19 protein-coding genes are annotated in these 16,306 nt (G+C 67.5%); 8 read left to right on the plus strand and 11 right to left on the minus strand.

The genetic code is table 11. The annotated features are described in order from the left end of the window. The 5 genes from ACQG3P_RS08110 to ACQG3P_RS08130 all read left to right on the plus strand — a co-directional run. On the plus strand, window positions 1-403 hold a 403-nt coding region (locus tag ACQG3P_RS08110; protein ID WP_426804738.1), incomplete at its 5' end, for a YiiD C-terminal domain-containing protein. 30 nt (window positions 404-433) lie between these two features. Further along, on the plus strand, window positions 434-868 hold the full coding sequence (locus ACQG3P_RS08115) for a hypothetical protein (protein ID WP_249833460.1): 435 nt from the start codon (window positions 434-436) through the stop codon (window positions 866-868). 73 nt (window positions 869-941) lie between these two features. Then, on the plus strand, window positions 942-1,379 hold the full coding sequence (locus tag ACQG3P_RS08120; protein ID WP_184126254.1) for a rhodanese-like domain-containing protein: 438 nt from the start codon (window positions 942-944) through the stop codon (window positions 1,377-1,379). A gap of 104 nt (window positions 1,380-1,483) precedes the next feature. Then, complete coding sequence (gene secB / locus ACQG3P_RS08125; protein ID WP_068848278.1) at window positions 1,484-1,999, plus strand: protein-export chaperone SecB; 516 nt, start codon at window positions 1,484-1,486, stop codon at window positions 1,997-1,999. 14 nt (window positions 2,000-2,013) lie between these two features. Further along, a complete protein-coding gene (locus ACQG3P_RS08130; protein ID WP_093535247.1) occupies window positions 2,014-3,039 on the plus strand; it encodes an NAD(P)H-dependent glycerol-3-phosphate dehydrogenase in 1,026 nt (341 codons plus the stop codon). Window positions 3,040-3,241: 202 nt separating this feature from the next. Here ACQG3P_RS08130 and ACQG3P_RS08135 read toward each other — a convergent pair whose 3' ends face one another. From ACQG3P_RS08135 to ACQG3P_RS08150, 4 genes are all read right to left on the minus strand, one after another. Beyond that, entirely contained in the window at window positions 3,242-3,814 is a 573-nt protein-coding gene (locus tag ACQG3P_RS08135) for an Ax21 family protein (protein WP_068854490.1), read from the minus strand. A 216-nt stretch (window positions 3,815-4,030) separates the two neighbouring features. After that, window positions 4,031-4,591 (minus strand): hypothetical protein, encoded by a 561-nt coding sequence (locus tag ACQG3P_RS08140; protein WP_426804739.1) that lies wholly within the window; start codon window positions 4,589-4,591, stop codon window positions 4,031-4,033. A gap of 111 nt (window positions 4,592-4,702) precedes the next feature. Next, entirely contained in the window at window positions 4,703-4,945 is a 243-nt protein-coding gene (locus ACQG3P_RS08145; protein WP_320458332.1) for a hypothetical protein, read from the minus strand. Between the two features lie 78 nt (window positions 4,946-5,023). Next, entirely contained in the window at window positions 5,024-5,560 is a 537-nt protein-coding gene (locus ACQG3P_RS08150) for a carboxymuconolactone decarboxylase family protein (RefSeq protein ID WP_426804740.1), read from the minus strand. 82 nt (window positions 5,561-5,642) lie between these two features. Between ACQG3P_RS08150 and ACQG3P_RS08155 the strand changes: the two genes are divergently transcribed. After that, a complete protein-coding gene (locus ACQG3P_RS08155) occupies window positions 5,643-6,527 on the plus strand; it encodes an AraC family transcriptional regulator (RefSeq protein ID WP_217539055.1) in 885 nt (294 codons plus the stop codon). Window positions 6,528-6,535: 8 nt separating this feature from the next. On the opposite strand, the gene ACQG3P_RS08160 is transcribed toward ACQG3P_RS08155, so the two are convergent. The 5 genes from ACQG3P_RS08160 to ACQG3P_RS08180 all read right to left on the minus strand — a co-directional run bounded on the left by ACQG3P_RS08160 (window position 6,536) and on the right by ACQG3P_RS08180 (window position 10,923). After that, window positions 6,536-6,730, minus strand: a complete 195-nt coding sequence (locus tag ACQG3P_RS08160; RefSeq protein WP_217539057.1) for an alpha/beta fold hydrolase — start codon at window positions 6,728-6,730, stop codon at window positions 6,536-6,538. Then, complete coding sequence (locus ACQG3P_RS08165; RefSeq protein ID WP_426804741.1) at window positions 6,717-7,583, minus strand: alpha/beta fold hydrolase; 867 nt, start codon at window positions 7,581-7,583, stop codon at window positions 6,717-6,719. Before ACQG3P_RS08165 ends, ACQG3P_RS08160 begins: the two co-directional genes overlap by 14 nt. Next, the gene (locus tag ACQG3P_RS08170; protein ID WP_217537669.1) at window positions 7,580-8,494 is read right to left on the minus strand and encodes an alpha/beta hydrolase; all 915 of its coding nucleotides are present in this window, start codon (window positions 8,492-8,494) and stop codon (window positions 7,580-7,582) included. Before ACQG3P_RS08170 ends, ACQG3P_RS08165 begins: the two co-directional genes overlap by 4 nt. Window positions 8,495-8,565: 71 nt before the next feature. After that, window positions 8,566-9,390 (minus strand): alpha/beta fold hydrolase, encoded by an 825-nt coding sequence (locus tag ACQG3P_RS08175; protein ID WP_426804742.1) that lies wholly within the window; start codon window positions 9,388-9,390, stop codon window positions 8,566-8,568. A gap of 45 nt (window positions 9,391-9,435) precedes the next feature. Further along, window positions 9,436-10,923: a catalase gene (locus tag ACQG3P_RS08180; RefSeq protein WP_426804743.1), complete on the minus strand. Its 1,488-nt coding sequence runs from the start codon at window positions 10,921-10,923 to the stop codon at window positions 9,436-9,438. A 183-nt stretch (window positions 10,924-11,106) separates the two neighbouring features. Between ACQG3P_RS08180 and ACQG3P_RS08185 the strand changes: the two genes are divergently transcribed. Next, a complete protein-coding gene (locus tag ACQG3P_RS08185; RefSeq protein WP_426804744.1) occupies window positions 11,107-11,640 on the plus strand; it encodes a hypothetical protein in 534 nt (177 codons plus the stop codon). A 1-nt stretch (window position 11,641) separates the two neighbouring features. Here the strand turns inward: ACQG3P_RS08185 and ACQG3P_RS08190 are convergent, their stop codons facing one another. Next, window positions 11,642-12,265, minus strand: a complete 624-nt coding sequence (locus ACQG3P_RS08190) for a response regulator (protein ID WP_426804745.1) — start codon at window positions 12,263-12,265, stop codon at window positions 11,642-11,644. Window positions 12,266-12,451: 186 nt separating this feature from the next. Between ACQG3P_RS08190 and ACQG3P_RS08195 the strand changes: the two genes are divergently transcribed. Continuing rightward, on the plus strand, window positions 12,452-13,093 hold the full coding sequence (locus ACQG3P_RS08195; protein ID WP_426804746.1) for an isochorismatase family cysteine hydrolase: 642 nt from the start codon (window positions 12,452-12,454) through the stop codon (window positions 13,091-13,093). Here the strand turns inward: ACQG3P_RS08195 and ACQG3P_RS08200 are convergent. Then, window positions 13,077-16,199: a two-component regulator propeller domain-containing protein gene (locus ACQG3P_RS08200; RefSeq protein ID WP_426804747.1), complete on the minus strand. Its 3,123-nt coding sequence runs from the start codon at window positions 16,197-16,199 to the stop codon at window positions 13,077-13,079. The two genes, ACQG3P_RS08195 and ACQG3P_RS08200, sit on opposite strands and share 17 nt — an antisense overlap. Window positions 16,200-16,306: the final 107 nt, after the last annotated feature.

Genomic DNA, 16,306 nt, shown 5'->3' on the forward strand with positions numbered 1-16,306 from the left:
TGTAGCGGCCATGCAGATCCGCGTGGATGCCTATGCCGACGGCGTGCTCGCCCTGCGCGCGCCGCTGGCCGCCAACGTCAATGACAAGGGCAACGCCTTCGGCGGCAGCCTGTCCTCGGCGCTGACCCTGTCCGGCTGGGCGCTGGTCACCCTGCGCCTGCGTCTGGCCGGCTTCGATGCCGATGTCTACGTGGCCGACAGCCACGTGCGCTACCTGGCCCCGGTCTATGAGGACCTGCTGGCCCAGGCGCAGGCGGCCGACGATGCGGACTGGGACACCTTCCTGGCCACCTTCGCCCAGCGCGGCAAGGCCCGCATCGAGGTGGTGGCCCGCCAGCCCGGCGAGGCCGGCAAGCCCGCAGCTGAACTGACCGGACGTTTCGTTGCCTTCGCAAGGCGGTAGGATGGGCGCCTTGCCGATTGGGGAATTCGCATGCGTCGCACCTTTCAGATCCTGCTGCTGGCCTTGCTGGCCCTGACTTCCGTGTCGGCATTCGCCGGCGAGCAGAAAACCACCAAGAAGCAGCGCAAGCAGCTCGAGGAAACCCAGGTCAAGTACGACTCGACCATGCGCTGGGGCACCGTGGAAGACATGCTGCCGTACCTGGACCCGGCCTACGCCAAGGAGCACCCGCTGACCGACCTGGAACTGCGCAGGTTCGAGCAGGTGAAGATCTCCAGCTACCGCGCCGGCGACAACGTGCCGCTGCCCGACGGCCGGATCGGCCGCAATGCCGAGGTCCGGGTGATCAATATCAACACCCAGTCCGAACGTTCGGTGCGGGTCAAGGAAATCTGGCGCTGGGATGCCGATGGCAAGCGCTGGCTGCAGGCCAGTGGGCTGCCGGACCTGTGGCAGGAATCCTGAGCTGGCCCAGGGCTGGACGCCGGTTCGCCCGCATGTGCGACAATCGGCGCCCGCTAATCGACCCGTGATCTAAGTGAATTACGAAGAGTTGCTGGCCTTTGCCGGCCGAAACCCGATGTTGTCGATGGCCTTCGTGGGCCTGACCGTCGCCATCCTCGTCACCGAGGTGCGCCGCCTGCTGCGCGGCTACAAGTCGATCAAGCCGGCCGAGCTGACCCAGCTGATCAATGCTGGCGGCGCGGTCGTGGTCGACCTGTCGGCGGGCACCGATTTCGAGAAGGGCCATATTGCCGGCAGCCGCAACGTGCAGCCTGCCCAGTTCGGGCCGGAGCACAAGCTGGTGGCCAACGCCAAGCAGCGCCCGGTGGTGCTGGTGTGCCGTACCGGCACCGCCTCTGAAACCGCCGCCAAGGCCTTGAAGAAGGCCGGTTTCGAGCAGGTGCACGTGCTCGACGGCGGTCTGCCCGCCTGGCAGCAGGCCGAGCTGCCGCTGGTCAAGGGCCGCAACTGATTTTGCCCGGATTGCGCGGCATGCCTTGTGCGCGCCGCCACACGCCCCCATCGCAGGGCATGTAACAATCCGTTTTTACTGCATTCATTCTGGAGCAACAGGAAATGTCCGAAGCGAATACCAACGGCGCCATCGCGCCGGCCGACGCCGCCACCGGCCCCGCGTTCACCGTCGAAAAGATCTACGTCAAGGACGTTTCCTTCGAATCGCCCAACGCCCCGGCCGTGTTCAACGAAGCCGTGCAGCCGGAGCTGCAGCTCAACCTGAACCAGCGCGTGCAGCGCCTGGGTGAGAGCGCCTTCGAAGTAGTGCTGGCCGTGACCCTGACCTGCAAGGCCGGCGACAAGACCGCCTACGTGGCCGAAGTGCAGCAGGCTGGCGTGTTCGGCCTGGTCGGCCTGGACCCGCAGTCGATCGACGTGCTGCTGGGCACCCAGTGCCCGAACATCCTGTTCCCATACGTGCGTTCGCTGGTGAGCGAGCTGATCCAGGCCGGCGGCTTCCCGCCGTTCTTCCTGCAGCCGATCAACTTCGAAGGCCTGTACGCCGAAACCCTGCGCCAGCGCCAGGAACAGGGCGAAACCTCGCTCGCCGATTCCGAGCCGGCCGGCAACGCCTGATCGGCGCTGCAGCAATGAGCAACAACGCAGACAAGGTCGCCGTTCTCGGCGCCGGCTCCTGGGGCACCGCCCTGGCCAGCCTGCTTGCACGGCACGGTCGCCAGACCGTGCTGTGGGGCCGCGACGCGGCGATGGTCGAGGCCATCGACCAGCGCCACGAGAACACCCGCTACCTGCCGGGTATTCCGTTGCCGGAATCCCTGCGCGCCACCACGGACCTGGCTGCGGCCGTCGAGGACGCCACCTGGATCCTGGTGGTGGTGCCGTCGCACGCGTTCGGTGAAACCGTGCGCGCGCTGGCGCCGCTGCGCCCGGCGGCTGCCGGCGTGGCCTGGGCCACCAAGGGCTTCGAACCCGGCTCCGGGCGTTTCCTGCATGAAGTGGCGCGCGAGGTCCTCGGGCCGGAAGTGCCGCTGGCGGTGGTCACCGGTCCGTCGTTCGCCAAGGAAGTCACGCTGGGCCTGCCCACCGCGATTACCGTGCACGGCGACGATGCCGAGTTCGCCCAGCAGGTGGCCGAAGCCATGCATGGCCCGGCATTCCGCGCCTATACCGGCGATGACATGGTCGGTGCCGAACTCGGTGGCGCCATGAAGAACGTGCTGGCCGTGGCCACCGGTGTGGCCGATGGCATGCAGTTGGGCCTCAACGCTCGTGCCGGCCTGATTACCCGCGGCCTCAACGAAATGCTGCGCCTGGCCGCTGCGATTGGTGCCAAGCCGGAAACCCTCATGGGCCTGGCGGGCTTGGGTGACCTGGTGCTGACCTGCACCGGCGATCTCTCGCGCAACCGTCGCCTGGGCCTGGCGTTGGGGCGTGGGCAGTCACTGCAGGACGCGATCCGCGAAATCGGCCAGGTGGTGGAATCGGTGCAGACCGCCGACGAAGTCATGCGCCAGGCCCGTCGCCACGGCATCGACCTGCCGATCTCCGACCGGGTCCGCGCCGTGCTGCACGGCGAACAGACCCCGGAAGAAGGCCTGCGCGCGCTGCTGGCCCGCGAACAGAAACCGGAATATCCGGATACGCTGTTCAAATGATCAGGAAGAACCCCGGCATTGCCGGGGTTTTTTTTACCCCGTCCGGATGCCCAGAACGCGAAAACCCAGCTTGCGCTGGGTTTCTGCGTGGCACCCCGACGAGGTAGGCGCCATATAAGTGAAGCCCGGCCTACTAAGCCGGGCTTCATGGCGTGAGGGAGAGAGATCACGCCATCCAACAACGTACCGTGCAGCTACAGGCTTACCAGGTGAAGCGCGGGCCGACGAACCATTCCTTGTCGCCACCCTTGGCCAGCTTCACTTGGCCGCTCAGGCCCCAGTTCTGGTTGAACTTGGCCTGCGCGCCCACCAGACCGTAGAACTCGCCGTCCGGGTTGATGCCGTGCTTCTTGCTGAAGTCTTCGTAGCCGGCCATCGCGTAGCCTTCGATCATCGGGGTGAACGCGGTGCGCACGCCCACTTCGGTGGCGTAGCCGTTGAAATCCAGACCTTCCTTCGGATCGAACTTCTGGTAGGCGACGCGGGCCACCAGGTCGGTGGTGGGCGCGATGCCGTAGTTGTAGCCAAGGCCCACGCGCCACTGGTCAACATCAACGTTGCCGCGGTCGGTTTCCTGCGAGTTGTAATCGCCAAAGACATGGAAGTTCGGCGCAATCGCGGCCGAGCCCTTCACCGCCCAACCGTCGGCGGAGCCGCCCTTGGTATCGGTGTTCACGTAGCCGCCTTCCACGTAGTTGTACGACAGGCCATCGGCAGCCGAAGCAGCAAACGGCAGGGCAGCAATCAGGCCCAAGGCAAGCAGGGAGGTCTTCATCATCGGGAACACACCTTTTTATTATTTGGTTTTGCCGACCGTCCCCCTTGGGGAGGGGAGAGAGAAGGACGGTCGACAGGTGTGAATTATCCGTTAGGCGCTCTAATCAGCCCTGAATATTGAACTGACCGGTACATGAATGAAGGGCGCGTTCAGGGAACTTGGTGGAAGGACTCACCGGCGTCCAGAACGACGTCTGCCAGGGGCTGTTCCAGGTCAAAGCAACGCGCTTGCAGCGGAAGCCAGTGCATGTCTCTCGATGCTGGCGGCGAACAACGGGGTCTCGCGGCTGTTGTGGTTGCCGCCATCGCGCTGGCGGGCGTCGGCCGCGTCTTCGAACGGCGTGCCGTGTTCGGCGATGAAGTCCAGGAATTCCTGCGTGGGGTGGGCCACGACGCTGTTGGTGTATTCGCAGGTGTTCTCGTCGATCTTCTTCACGCTGAGCGTCCAGATCACCTGCACCCGCGTGCGACCGTTGGGCGTGAACGCGTCCGACGTGGATACCATGCGGCACAGGCTTGGCCTGGAAATTTCGGCCACGTAGTGCTGGACCATCAGCGTCTTGCCGATCATCTCGACATTGATGGACATGCGCGTGCCATCGTCGGTGCGGGTCGAGCCAGCGGAGATATGGTCGGGCGGGCAGCAGCGCTGATACTCCGCTTCGGGCAGGTTGAACAGCCAGTCCGCGATGTCCACCTTCTCGATCGGCGCGTTGATGATCGCGGTGTAGGCGGAGGCGGACAGCAGCTTGTCGGTGATGATGATGTCGGACATGGTGGACTCCTTGGGTGAGGCCCCACTATCGATCCGGCACCGGGTGGCGCACAGCCATCTCTTGGTATGCACGGTTGGACCGGCGCGGACACCAGGCTGCATACCAAGGTTTTAGAACGCTGCCAGCCGCACGCCGTCCACGCTCGCAATGGCATCCAGGCGCACCACGCTTCCGTCGTCCAGGTGCATGTACTCGGCGCCCTCCTTCGCACGCAGGTCGGTGATCCGCGCCAGCGCCGTGCATTCCTCTCCAGCCGCGTCCACGTACACGATGGTCACGCGGCGCTGGCCGGTGGCGGTGGCTTCCAGCACATCGTGGAACTCGCAGTTGATCGGGCGGTAGGTCGTGGTCATTGCCGTAGTCTCACGCATCAGGATGGAGGGAACACCTGGGTTGGCTGGCCGGAACCCGGCCAGCACGGACCGCTGGAATCAACGCAGTTTGACGCCGGGGAAATCGACCGGCACCGCAAAGGCGACGTTGACGTAGTTGGTGAACAGGTTCAACGCGACGTGGGCGAGGATTTCGACGATCGCTTCATCATTGAAGCCCACGTTCCGCAGCTGGGCGACATCGGCATCGTCGATCTGGCCACGGCCTTCCACCACGCGCAGCGCGAAGTGCAGCGCAGCAGCCGTCTTGGGATCATCGGACTCACCGCCCTGCGCGGCGCTCATTTCCTGGCTGCTGGCACCGGCCTTGCGGCCCAGTGCGGTGTGCGCGGCCAGGCAGTACTCGCAGGCGTTGCGGTTGGCGATGGCCACGGCAATCTTCTCGCCCAGCGCGGCCGGAATGATGCCGCCGCCGAGCGCGCCGAACGACCCCCACATGCTCTTCAGGGCAGCGGTGGAATTGGCAACGGCACGGAACATGTTGGGGGTGGCACCGAAGGCGGAATGGATCTGGCCGAGCAGGGCCTGGCGTTCGCCGGTGGTGTCGCCGGCGTTGATCAGCGGGATACGGGACATGGTGTGGATTCCTTTGAATGCCGGCGCGGGGTGGCCGGTTGATGGGCATAATAGGAACCCGTCCTGGACGTTTGGTGTCTTTATGTCGCTCATAGATGTCAATTCGTCCAGTCCTTCCATCGACCGTCTGACCCCGGTGCTGGAGCGGTTCCGGGTCCACGCCACGCTGTTCCATGCCGGCCCGCTGTGCGGGCACCAGCACTTCGACGCGCAGCCTGGCCGCGGCTTCCTGCACGTGCTGCGCCGGGGCGAAATGGACCTGCTGTATCGCGACGGCTCGCGCCTGGCACGCACCCATCTGAGCGAGCCCACGCTGCTGCTGTTTCCGCGCGCGGTGCACCACGAGTTCATCAACCCGCCGGTGGACGGCTCGGACTTCACCTGCGCCACGCTCGATTTCGATGGTGGCGCCCGCAACCCGATCGTGCAGTCGCTGCCGGAAGCGATCGTGTTGCCACTAGGCGCCATTGACGGCCTGCAGGCGACGCTGGACCTGCTGTTCGCCGAATCGGACCAGTTGCGCTGCGGGTCGCGCCTGCTCGCCAACCGCCTGTTCGAGGTCGTGTTGATCCAGGTGCTGCGCTGGATCATCGACCATCCGGGCAAGGCGCAGGTGTCGCCCGGCATGATGATGGGCCTGTCCGACCCGCGCCTGGCCAAGGCACTGATGGCGGTGCACGCCGAACCCGATGCCGACTGGACCCTCGAACGCATGGCCGAACGCGCAGGCATGTCGCGCAGCGCATTCGCCGCTGCCTTCAAGACCGCCACCGGCACCACGCCGGCGGCGTATTCGCTGGACTGGAAACTCAACGTAGCCACCTCGCTGCTGCGGGCCGGTCGTCCGGTGAAGCAGGTAGCGCTGGAGCTCGGCTTCGCCGACGCGCCCACCTTTTCGCGCGCCTTCCGCCGGCGCACCGGCGCCTCGCCGCGCGAGTGGTTGAACGCGCACGGTGAGGGTGGGTAGTCAGGCGGTTACTTGTCCAGAAACGCGACCAGCGCGGGGATCGTCTGCTCCGGGACCTCTTCCATCAGCCAATGGCCGGAGCCTCTGACGATCACGCTCTCGACGTCGGTATCGATCCGCCTGGCCTGGTCGATCAGGAAAGCAGGTGCGCGGTCATTGGCCGCGGTGGATGGGCCCGAAGGCTGGTCTTCATGCGTAGGCAACGAAACAGCGGATGGCTTCGGCACACGCCTGCGGATGCTGGTGCTGGGGCGCGTGGCCGGTACGCGGGAAGGTCAGCAGCTGCAGCGTCGGCAGGGCGTTGTTGAGCGCGTACCAGTTCTCGACCGGGAAGCTGACGTCATGGTCACCACCGATGTGCAGCACCGGGATGTCGGTATGTCTGAGCACCTCCAGCACCTGGGGTGCCGGAAACACCGGATTGCGCGGGCGGTCGCCCAGGGCGGCACGGGCGAAATCGATTGGCACCGGTACGCCGGTGGCACCCGGCCGCGACGCGATGCGCTCATGCGAGGCGCGCGCCGCTTCCTGGCTGGCCACCGACATCGGTTCGAAGAACAGGATCACTTCATCCTCCAGCGAGTTCACCTCAACGCTGGCGGTGTCGTAGAACAGCTGCTCCGGTGCCTTCACCAGGTCGCCCGGTGGACCTGACCCCATCAGCACCAGGTGGGTAAGCCGCTGCGGCCAGCGCGCCAGGAACACCTGTGCGGCCAGCCCACCCAGCGACCAGCCGCCCAGAACGAAGCGCTCAAGCTGCAGCGCTTCGGCAAGGTCGTTTGCATCCTGGGCCAACGCGGTCGGGCCGTAGTCGGGCGTGCCGGTCGACGCGCCCAGGCCGCTGTAGTCGAACGTGATCACGCGGAAGCCCAGCGCCGCGAGCGCATCAAGGAAGGCGGGGTCCCAATAATCCAGTGTCCCGCGGAAGCGCGTACACAGCAGCAGCGGCGTGCCACTGCCGATGTCACGGTAGGCAAGGCGACGACCCTGCACCTCCACGAAACGGTCCGGCGCTTCGATCGCGCGCATGGTTGTCGCAGGGAGCGAAGCACTCATGCGCTGCGCTCCGCATCGGCCGCGGCGGCGGCGGTGAGGTGCCGCTCGATCCATTGCTGGAAGTCGCGCACCACGCCTTCGCGCCCTGCATCGTTGAGCAGGTCATGGGCGTGGTCCTTGTAAAGCAGCAGCGTCTTGTCGGTTGAACCGGCGTTGTCGTCGAACACCTGGCTGCCGGCGGGGACGGTGACCTTGTCGGCGGTGCCATGCGCGATCAGTACCGGCAGGCGCAGGCTCGGGAAACCGCGCTTGAGCCGGTCGATGCCGACCAGCATCTGCGCCACGGTCAGCGCCGTCTGCTTCTCGTTGGCGATGAGGGGATCGGCATTGAGCGCCGCTACCACCTCGGGCAGCCGCGAGAATTCCTTGTTGGGCAGCTTGAGCACCCGCAGCTTCGGGAACGGGCCACTGAGCCAGCGCACCAGTGCCAGTACCGGCGCCGGTGCCGGCACCTGGAAGGCGTAGCTTTCGCAGATCAGGCCGGCCAGTTCGTCCTGGTGCGCCAGCGTGTACGCCGAGGCGATCACCCCGCCGGCACTGTGCCCGAGCAGGAATACCGGCAGCCCGGGTTCGCGCGAGCGCGCGACATCCAGCAGCGACTGCACGTCGGCCAGGTAATCGTCGAAGTGCTCGACATGGAAACGTTCACCAGTGGATTTGCCGCGGCCGCGCAGGTCCACGGCATACACGGCCAAGCCCATCGCGGTGAACTGCGCGGCGGCCCACTGGTAGTGCCCGCTATGGGAGTTGAAGCCGGGCACGATGGCCAGCACCGCGCGCACCTTCCCGGTCGGGCGCCAGCTGCGGATGAACAGCTCGCGCTCGCCGCCGCTGATGAATTCTTCGCTGCGGGAGGGGCCGCGGACGTCGGACGGCACGGCATGCAGGGCTGCGGGGGGAACAGTATTCATGGCAGGTCCTCGGTGACGAAGCAGCGCGCCTGCATGGCCGGCGCGTAAGGGGTGCGCGGGGGAAGGCGCGCTCAGGTGCTGAGGAACGCGAGCAGGTCCTGGTTGAGCTGCTCCTTGGCGGTATCGCCCAGGCTGTGGCCACCGCCGGGGTAGATCTTCAGCTGGGCGCCCTTGATCAGCGTCGCCGAGCGCAGCGCTGCGGCCTTGATCGGCACGATCTGGTCGTCATCGCCGTGGATGATCAGGGTGGGAACATCGAACTTCGCCAGGTCGGCGGTGAAGTCGGTTTCGGAGAACGCCTTGATGCAGTCGTACGCATTCTTGTGGCCCGACTGCATGCCCTGCGTCCACCACGAGCGGATCAATCCTTCGGATACCTTGGCGCCCGGGCGGTTGAAACCGAAGAACGGACCTGTCGCCACATCCAGGAAGAACTGCGCGCGGTCGGCCAGGTAGGCGCTGCGGAAACCATCGAACACCTCGATGGGCAGACCGTCGGGATTGTCGGCGGTCTTGAGCATGATCGGCGGCACCGCGCCCATCAGCACCGCCTTGGCCACCCGGCTGGTGCCATGCCGGCCGATGTAGCGCGCCACTTCGCCGCCGCCGGTGGAATGACCCACCATGGTGACCTCGCTCACTCCAAGGTGCGCGAACAGCTGCGCCAGGTCATCGGCATAGGTGTCCATGTCATTGCCGTTCCACGGCTGGCTGGAGCGCCCGTGCCCACGCCGGTCGTGGGCGATGCAGCGGTAGCCGTTGCTGGCCAGGAAGAACATCTGGGCTTCCCAGGCATCGGCGTTGAGTGGCCACCCATGGCTGAAGGACACTACCGGGCCGGTGCCCCAGTCCTTGTAGTAGATCGAGGTGCCGTCGGATGTGGTGAAGTAGCTCATGGTCTGGCTCGCTCTGGTTGACCTGAAGATGATCGGGACGTGGGCTTACGCAGGTTCGCGCGGGTCACGCACGGCGGCGTGCTGGTGTTCGGGGTGGTCTTCGAGCCCCAACGCTGCTGTGATGCCTGCGCCGTACGCGGGGTCGGCGCGGCGGCAGTGCTCGGCATGCCGTCGTCGCAGCACGTCGGAGGTGCCGTGCATCGCACGCGCGGTGTTGGCAAAGAGCGCCGCGCGCGCTGCGGGCGACATGGCGCGGAACAGGTTGCCAGGCTGTTCGTAGTGGTCGTCCACCGTGCGCTGGTCCCAATGTGCGGCAGGGCCCTCAAGCTCGAGCCCGGTGCGCGGGATGTCGGTCGACGTGGTCCACTGCCCCGCGCTGTTGGGCGTGTAACTCACGCTGCCGGCAGCGTTGCCATCGACCCGCATCGCACCGTCGCGGTGGTAGGAGCGGAACGGGCAGCGCGGTGCGTTGACGGGGATCTGGTGGTGATTGACGCCCAGCCGGTAGCGTTGGGCGTCGCCGTAGGAGAACAGCCGCGCCTGCAGCATGCGGTCCGGCGAAAAGCCGATGCCCGGCACCACGTTGGCGGGACTGAAGGCGGCCTGTTCCACCTCGGCGAAGTAGTTGTCCGGGTTGCGGTCCAGCACCAGTTCACCGACCTCCAGCAACGGGAAGGCGGCCTTCGGCCACACCTTGGTGACGTCGAACGGATTGTGTGGGTGCGCGTGTGCCTGCGCCTCGTCCATGACCTGGATGCACAGTGTCCAGCGCGGGAACTGCCCGGCCTCGATCGCCGCCAGCAGGTCACGGTGGTGGCTTTCGCGATCCTGGCCGCAGAGCTGCGCGGCTTCGGCATCGGAGAGGTTCTCGATCGGCTGCTGGCACACCCAGTGGAACTTCACCCAATGGCGCTTGCCCTGGGTATTGAGCATGCTGAAGGTATGGCTGCCGAACCCGTGCATGTGACGGTAGCTGCGCGGAATGCCGCGTTCGCTCATCACGATGGTGACCTGGTGAAGGGCTTCGGGTAGCAGGGTCCAGAAATCCCAGTTGTTGCTGCTGCTGCGTAGACCGGTGCGCGGGTCGCGCTTGACCGCGTGGTTGAGGTCGGGGAAACGAAGGGGATCGCGGAAGAAGAACACAGGGGTGTTGTTGCCCACCAGGTCCCAGTTGCCCTGGCGCGTGTAGAACTTCACCGCGAATCCGCGGATGTCACGCTCTGCGTCGGCCGCCCCGCGTTCGCCGGCGACGGTGGAGAAGCGGACGAACACGGGCGTGGACCGGCCGATGCCGGCAAACACATCGGCGCTGCAGTAGCGGGAAATATCCGCCGTGACCGTGAAGCTGCCGAACGCACCAGCACCCTTGGCGTGCATGCGGCGTTCGGGAATCACTTCGCGGTCGAAGTGCGCCAGCTTCTCCAGCAGCCAGATGTCCTGCAGCAGCACCGGGCCGCGCATGCCAGCCGTGAGACTGTTGTCGTTGTCCTCCACCGGCGCGCCGGAGGCATGGTCCAGTCGATGTGCAGGCATTGCCAGGTCCTCGGAGTAGGGGCATGGCCACGGCAGGCCATGGAGGAAGCCTCACATGCGGGTGGGGCGCCGGCATCGGGCGTTCGGGCGCGCGCCCTCTCCCCCATCCGGGGGCCGGTCGGTCGCGCCTGCTCCGGTTACGCTGGCCGCCAGCGCGCCCCCTGCGTGCACCGGGAGTACGGCATGCTCGACCGCCTGGCAGTGCTCGATGAAATCCTGGAACACCACGCGCAGGCGCTGGGTCGGGACTACCATCCCTACCGAAACCACGCCTACCGCGTGGCCAACTTCTGCTGGTGCCTGCTGCCCGGCACCGTGCAGGACCTGTACGTGCTCGCGGTGGCGGTGGCGTTCCACGACCTGGGGATCTGGACGGCCGGCACCTTCGATTACCTCGCGCCCTCCGAAGGGCTTGCGCGCCGGTACCTGCTGGACCAGGGCCGGGACGAGCTGGTGCCCGTAGTGGTGGCGATGATCAGCGAACACCACCGCCTGTCCCGCGTTGAGCGGGACCAGGATCGGCGTGTAGAAGCATTCCGTCGCGCCGACTGGATCGACGTGTCGCTGGGCGTACGGCGTTTCCAGCTGCACCGGCAGGACTTCACCCGGATCGTGGCGCAGTTCCCCCGATTGGGATTCCATCTGCGCCTGGTGCAGTTCTCGCTGCGGCATGGATTGCGCCATCCGCTGCGCCCGCTGCCGATGCTGAAGCCCTAGCTCAGTCCTCCAGCCGCACCAGCCCCCGGCGCAGTGCGATGTGGATGGCCTCGGTGCGGGTGCGCGCGCCTACCTTCTCGAAGATGCGCGCCAGGTGCGACTTCACCGTCTCGGCTGAAATACCCAGGCTGTTGGCGATGCGCTTGTTTTCCCAGCCATGGGCCAGCGCGGACAGGATCGACAGCTCGCGCGAGGTCAGCGCTTCCTCGCCGACGTGCTGGGCGATCTCCTCTGAAATTTCCGCCGACAGGCAGCGCTTGCCCTGCGCGACCCGGCGCAGCGCGTCGACCAGCTCGCCACGCAGCGAGCTCTTGAGCAGGTAGCCGCAGGCGCCGGCGGCCAGCGCATCGCGCGCGTTGGCATCGCCGCGGTAGGTGGTGAGGATGACGACGCGGGCGTGCGGGAATTCTTCGCGCAGCCGCCGGGTCAACGCGATGCCGCTCATGCCGGGCATCTGCAGGTCGACCAGCGCGATGTCGGGCAGCAGGCGCCGGAACTGTTCCAGGCCGCTCTGCGCGTCGGCGGCTTCGCCCACCACCTCCATCCCCGGCTCGACCTCCAGCATGGACGCGATGCCCTGGCGGATCAGCGGATGATCGTCGATGGTCAGGATGCGGATGGTCATGGCGGGCGCCCCGGGCAGGTGACTACCCTGCATCGTGGCGCGGTCCAGCGCAAGGGTGCCGGGTGTGCGTGGCCGACGCCCCCGAATGGGGGGCGCCGGCATGGCCGGAACACGCCACGACAACCGTATTAGGGTGCCCGACGCTGGGCATGAAGGGACGTCCCTCGGCCCGGGAGCCGCCGCACCATGAGCGCCAGCGCACCTGCCTACCCTGCCGGGCATACCGCCCTGCTGTTCGTCGACCCCTACAACGACTTCCTTGCCGAAGGCGGCAAGCTCTGGCCCTCGGTGGCCGAGGTGGCCAGCGCCGTCGACCTGCACGCCAACCTGCGCCGCATCCGCGACGCGGTGCACTGCGCGCGCTGGCCGTTGTTCATCGTGCCGCACCACCGCGCCACGCCCGACGACCTGGGAAGCTGGAAGCACCCCACGCCCTACCAGCGCGGCGCATCGCAGGCACAGGTGTTCGCACGTGACGGGTGGGGCGGGGAGTGGCACCCCGATTTCGCGCCCGAGCCCCACGACATCATCGTCAAGGAACACTGGGGCGGTAGTGGCTTTGCCAACACCGACCTCGACCTGCTGCTGAAACAGCACGGCGTCACCCACGTGATCGTGGTCGGCCTGATCGCCAACACGTGCATCGAAACCACCGCACGCTTCGCCAGTGAACTGGGGTACCACGTCACCCTGGTGCGTGATGCGACCGCGGCCTTCAGCCAGGCCGCCATGCATGCCGCGCACGACATCAACGGCCCGACCTACGCCCACGCCATCCTGAGTACCCGCGAACTGCTGGCACGCATTCCCTTCAGCGCCGATCCCTGACGCCGCGTGTCACCCGCCAACGCGGCAGCTTCAGCCTGATGCGGGTGCCGCCACCGGGAAGCGCGGCCAGCGCGAGCGTGCCACCGCACAGCGCGGCCCGCTCGTGCATGCCCGGCAGCCCCCAGTGCCCGTCGCTGCCGCCGCGCGCGAGTACGTCCTCCTGGATCCCGCAGCCGTTGTCCTCGATCTCCACGGTGGTGTGCAGCAGGCCATAGGTGATGCGCACCACGATGCGCGACGGACTGGCGTGGTGGCTGGCATTGGCCACTGCTTCGCGCACGATCTGGTACACCTCGTCCAGTTCCGGATGGCGCCAGCGGCGCGGTCCGCCACGCACCTCCACTGACCAGTCGGTTTCCGGCGGCAGTTCCAGCTGCGCCGGCAGCGTAGCGACCGCCGTCTCCAGATCGTCGAACGCCAGCTCGTCACGGCGCAGCGCGCGGATGCGGTCGCGCCCTTCGACCAGCCCCGATTCGGCCTCCTGCAGCGCCTGCACGAGGCCGGCATCGGCGGCAGCGGTGTCGCCCAGCAGCAACCGCCTGCGAGAGGATTCCACCCGCATCATCAGCGCCTGCACCGACTGCAGCAGGGTGTCGTGCAGGTCGCGCGCGATGCGCTCGCGCTCGCCCACCCGCGCCCGGTACACGCGCTGCACGCGCAGGCGCGCCACGGCCACGCGCCAGCGCACGAACAGCCAGACCAGCGCGGCCGCGACCAACGCCACCGCGCCGATGAACCAACCGGTCTGCCAGAACGCGGGCAACACGGTGACGTTGAACGATGCTTCCTGCGGTGACCAGGTGCCGGCGTCGTCGCTGGCGATCACCCGGAAGCGGTAGCCGCCGGGTTCCAGCCGGCTGTACAGCGCCTGCCGGCGCGTTCCCGCGTCATGCCAGGCGTCGTCCACCCCATCCAGCCGGTAGCGGAATCGCACGCGTTCGGGAATGCGCAGTGCCGGCGCGGTGTAGTCCACGCGCAGGTCGCGGCTGCCGGCGGGCAGGCGCAGGTGCGGGGACAGTGGCAGCGCCTTGTCGTCCACCTGCACGCCCAGCAGCGTCGGCGGCAGTGGAGCGGGCGCAGGATTGCGCGTGATGGCGCGCGGGTCGATCCAATGCACGCCGCGGTTGGTCGCGAACCAGATGCGGCCCTGGCCATCGCTCAGCACCGAGGGCACGCCACCGTTCTGCTCGGTGCTGCCGCGCAGGCCGTCGAGCACGCCGAACCGTTCGAAGGCCACCGCATGGGAGGGATCGGCGCGCCAGCGCTTCACCTCTGCGGGCGGCACCCGGCTCAAGCTCGATCCGCCGCCCAGCCACAGCTCGCCATCGGGCAGCAGCACGATGCCGGTGGTGCGCTCGAAGCGCTCCCCGCCCTGGCCGAGCAGGCGGTGGAACACCTCGCCACTGCGCACCGCCACGCCCTGCGCGGCGCCGATCCAGAGGTCGTCGCCGTGCGCCTGCAACAGGGCGATTCGACCGATGCCCGGGCCGTCATCCGTGAAGTCGCGCCGCTTGCCGTTTTCGAACACGCGGATGGTCTGCCCGGCATCGGACCAGATGCGGCCCTGCGCGTCTTCGGCCAGCGCGCGTGGCATTACCCCCGGTTGCAGGCCGTATTTTGCGTTCTGGCCTTCCCACGTGCCGTTGTACAGCCGGAGCAGGCCGCCATTGAGCCGGCTTACCCAGAGGCCGCCGGCGCGGTCGCTGGCCAGCATGCCGATCATGCCGCTGCCCTGCAGCTCCGGCGGCAATGCCACGTTCTCCAGGCCGGCGGGTCCCACCCGTGACAAAAGGCCACCGCCGCTGCCGACCCACAGCGTACCGCTGCCGTCGCGGTGCAGGGCCGTTACCCCATCCATCTTCATGCCACCCAGGTCGACCACACGGGCGCCACTCGGCTGGCTGGCATCAGGCGTGACCCACATCGGGCTGCCGTCGGGGTTCCCGGCGAGCAGCCGTCCGGCCTTGTCCACCGCGATCGAGAAAGACTGCTCCCGGCGTGGCAGCGATATCGCCGCCAGTGCATTGCCGCGGAAGCGGTCCAGCCCGTTGGCCGTGCCGGCCCAGAGGCTGCCCTCGCGGTCCTCGAACAGCGTCCACACCACCTCGGAGCTGAGGCCCTGCTGCGTGCCGAAGTATTCAATCGGCGCCGGCAGGTTGCCGCTGCCAGGGGCGCGCAGCACCTTCGGATCGCGCACGCGCGCGATTCCGCCGGCGGTGCTGAGCCACATGCCGCCATCGCGGTCGAAACGCAGCCCCGCGCCCTTGAAGGCGGGATCGAGCCAGCTGACCGTGGCCCGTGCATGGCGCGGGTCGGGATCGGCCTGGGCGAGCGGACGCGCGCCCCAATAGTCCACCGCCCACAGCGTGCCGTCGGCGGCCTGGTCGAAATAGGGAATCTGCACCGGCTTGGGGTAGGCCTGGAACCGCGCGGCGCCCGGCGCCAGATGCGCGATGCCGAAGGTGTTGCCGACCGAGTACGCCAGCCAGAGACCGCCCTGGCGGTCGGCAAAGAGGCGCTCCGGTCGCCACGCCGGATCGATCCCTTGGTCCTGCGCGGTTTTCCAGGTATCGCTGGCGGGGTCGAGCCAGACCACCGCCGCCGCCGTGATCGCCCACAGACGGCGGGTGCTGTCGCGCGCGAAGCCCATCACCGAACCCAGTGGGACATCTTCGCGCTGGTACGCGTACTGCCCGGGATGCGGACCGCCGAGACGACTCATGCCGCCGTTGAAATAGCCCACCCACAGCGAGCCGTCGGGCTCGGCCAGCAGGCTCAACACGTCGTCATCGATCAGCGGCTTGCCGCCGGCCGTGGTGATCCGCTCGAAGCGCACGCCATCGAAGCGGTACAGACCCTGCCGCGAACCCAGCCAGAGCAGCCCGTCGGGGGTCTGGGCAATGGAGAAGATCTGTGCCGGTGCTCCGTTGTCCGGGGTCCAGCGGTCATGCCGCAACTGGGACAGCGCCCGGTCCGGCGACAGCGCCTGCGCCGACGGCAGCGCGCCGAGCAGGGCCAGCAGGCCAATCAGCAGCGGTCGGCAGAAACCGGCGCGGCTCCTGTTCGTGACGTGCGCGGATGCATGACGAACCGGAAGCCAGGGCATGGCGGCGGACCAGTGGAGCAGGCGCACCTGCGGCCGGAGGGAAAGTCGGCGGAGTATGCCACGCGTCGCGCCGCATCCGGCCCCACCCGTAGGGGCACGCCATGCGT

The organism is Stenotrophomonas sp. SrG, from assembly GCF_050031795.1.
Taxonomy (GTDB): Bacteria; Pseudomonadota; Gammaproteobacteria; order Xanthomonadales; family Xanthomonadaceae; genus Stenotrophomonas; species Stenotrophomonas rhizophila_A.

Bases quoted from the DNA above. Each gene is read 5' to 3' on its own strand.
- ACQG3P_RS08115 (WP_249833460.1), top strand. From the start codon at position 434: ATGCGTCGCACCTTTCAGATCCTGCTGCTGGCCTTGCTGGCCCTGACT.
- secB (WP_068848278.1), top strand. From the start codon at position 1,484: ATGTCCGAAGCGAATACCAACGGCGCCATCGCGCCGGCCGACGCCGCC.
- ACQG3P_RS08130 (WP_093535247.1), top strand. From the start codon at position 2,014: ATGAGCAACAACGCAGACAAGGTCGCCGTTCTCGGCGCCGGCTCCTGG.
- ACQG3P_RS08135 (WP_068854490.1), bottom strand. From the start codon at position 3,814: ATGAAGACCTCCCTGCTTGCCTTGGGCCTGATTGCTGCCCTGCCGTTT.
- ACQG3P_RS08140 (WP_426804739.1), bottom strand. From the start codon at position 4,591: ATGTCCGACATCATCATCACCGACAAGCTGCTGTCCGCCTCCGCCTAC.
- ACQG3P_RS08145 (WP_320458332.1), bottom strand. From the start codon at position 4,945: ATGACCACGACCTACCGCCCGATCAACTGCGAGTTCCACGATGTGCTG.
- ACQG3P_RS08150 (WP_426804740.1), bottom strand. From the start codon at position 5,560: ATGTCCCGTATCCCGCTGATCAACGCCGGCGACACCACCGGCGAACGC.
- ACQG3P_RS08155 (WP_217539055.1), top strand. From the start codon at position 5,643: ATGTCGCTCATAGATGTCAATTCGTCCAGTCCTTCCATCGACCGTCTG.
- ACQG3P_RS08165 (WP_426804741.1), bottom strand. From the start codon at position 7,583: ATGAGTGCTTCGCTCCCTGCGACAACCATGCGCGCGATCGAAGCGCCG.
- ACQG3P_RS08170 (WP_217537669.1), bottom strand. From the start codon at position 8,494: ATGAATACTGTTCCCCCCGCAGCCCTGCATGCCGTGCCGTCCGACGTC.
- ACQG3P_RS08175 (WP_426804742.1), bottom strand. From the start codon at position 9,390: ATGAGCTACTTCACCACATCCGACGGCACCTCGATCTACTACAAGGAC.
- ACQG3P_RS08180 (WP_426804743.1), bottom strand. From the start codon at position 10,923: ATGCCTGCACATCGACTGGACCATGCCTCCGGCGCGCCGGTGGAGGAC.
- ACQG3P_RS08185 (WP_426804744.1), top strand. From the start codon at position 11,107: ATGCTCGACCGCCTGGCAGTGCTCGATGAAATCCTGGAACACCACGCG.
- ACQG3P_RS08190 (WP_426804745.1), bottom strand. From the start codon at position 12,265: ATGACCATCCGCATCCTGACCATCGACGATCATCCGCTGATCCGCCAG.
- ACQG3P_RS08195 (WP_426804746.1), top strand. From the start codon at position 12,452: ATGAGCGCCAGCGCACCTGCCTACCCTGCCGGGCATACCGCCCTGCTG.
- ACQG3P_RS08200 (WP_426804747.1), bottom strand. From the start codon at position 16,199: ATGCCCTGGCTTCCGGTTCGTCATGCATCCGCGCACGTCACGAACAGG.